This is a genomic window from Erwinia sp. MYb416 (assembly GCF_037479575.1).
GTDB lineage: Bacteria > Pseudomonadota > Gammaproteobacteria > Enterobacterales > Enterobacteriaceae > Erwinia > Erwinia rhapontici.
Genome location: NZ_JBBGYT010000181.1, coordinates 1 through 897, shown reverse-complemented (window position 1 = coordinate 897; position 897 = coordinate 1). Strand labels below are relative to the sequence as shown.

General features: G+C 58.6%; 2 protein-coding genes. Both read left to right on the top strand.

The annotated features are described in order from the left end of the window. Nucleotides 1–150: a hypothetical protein gene (locus WH277_RS01730; RefSeq protein ID WP_339504027.1), complete on the top strand. Its 150-nt coding sequence runs from the start codon at nt 1–3 to the stop codon at nt 148–150. A gap of 144 nt (nt 151–294) precedes the next feature. Further along, a partial coding sequence (locus tag WH277_RS01725; RefSeq protein WP_339504025.1) for an FAD-binding oxidoreductase occupies nt 295–897 on the top strand: 603 nt, incomplete at its 3' end.

Genomic DNA, 897 nt, shown 5'->3' with positions numbered 1-897 from the left:
CTGATCAGCAGCATCAGCTTCCACAACGTCGGCAACCATTACACCTTCCATACGTTGTTTGGCGGCAATGAAACCGAACAGCAGAGCCTGGCGCGTAACCGTCGGCTCGTGGTCGATGCCACCCTGCGCTATCTGCGCCCTGAGCGCTAACTGATACAACCGATTTAAATCGGTTCGACTCAATTCTTCCGCTATGTCGTCATAGCGGTTTTTTTTCGTCTACGCTTAGTGCCTGGCTGAACTGCCTGCCCTCGCCCTCCATTCACCCGTTATTGTCCTGAACAGGAGCTGTCAATGACACGCGAAACGATCGGCTATCCCCGCCGTCAGCCACATCTTTCCCCCCACGAACCTCTGGTGTGGAACTGGGCACAAAATGCCACGCTGGCGAACACCACCCAGCAGGCGCAGCCCGCCAGTGAAGGCGAACTGCAAACCCTGCTGCGCCATCATCGTGGCCGTGTGCGCGTGATGGGCAGCCGCATGTCTCCCGGCCGGATGCTGGCACTCCATCAGCACGACGATGTGTTGATTGATACCTCAGCGCTGCGCGGTTTTATCGACAGTGATGAGCACAGCGCCACGTTTGCCGGGGGCACGCCGCTGCATGAGGTGTATGAACATCTGAAAGCAATGGGACGTATTCTTCCCGCCTCTCCGGGCGTCATTGATGCTCAGACCCTGGCCGGGGCACTGGCAACCAGCACGCATGGCCAGGGGTTGCAGCAAAGTAGCATCGGCGACGAAGCGCTGAGCATTCGTATGGTGCTGGCCGATGGCCACATTGAAACCTTTGACCGTCAGCATCCCTGGTTTGCGGCGGTGCAAACGGGTCTGGGATGTCTGGGTGTGGTCACCGCCGTGACACTGCGCACACAGCCTGCGAAGGTGTATACC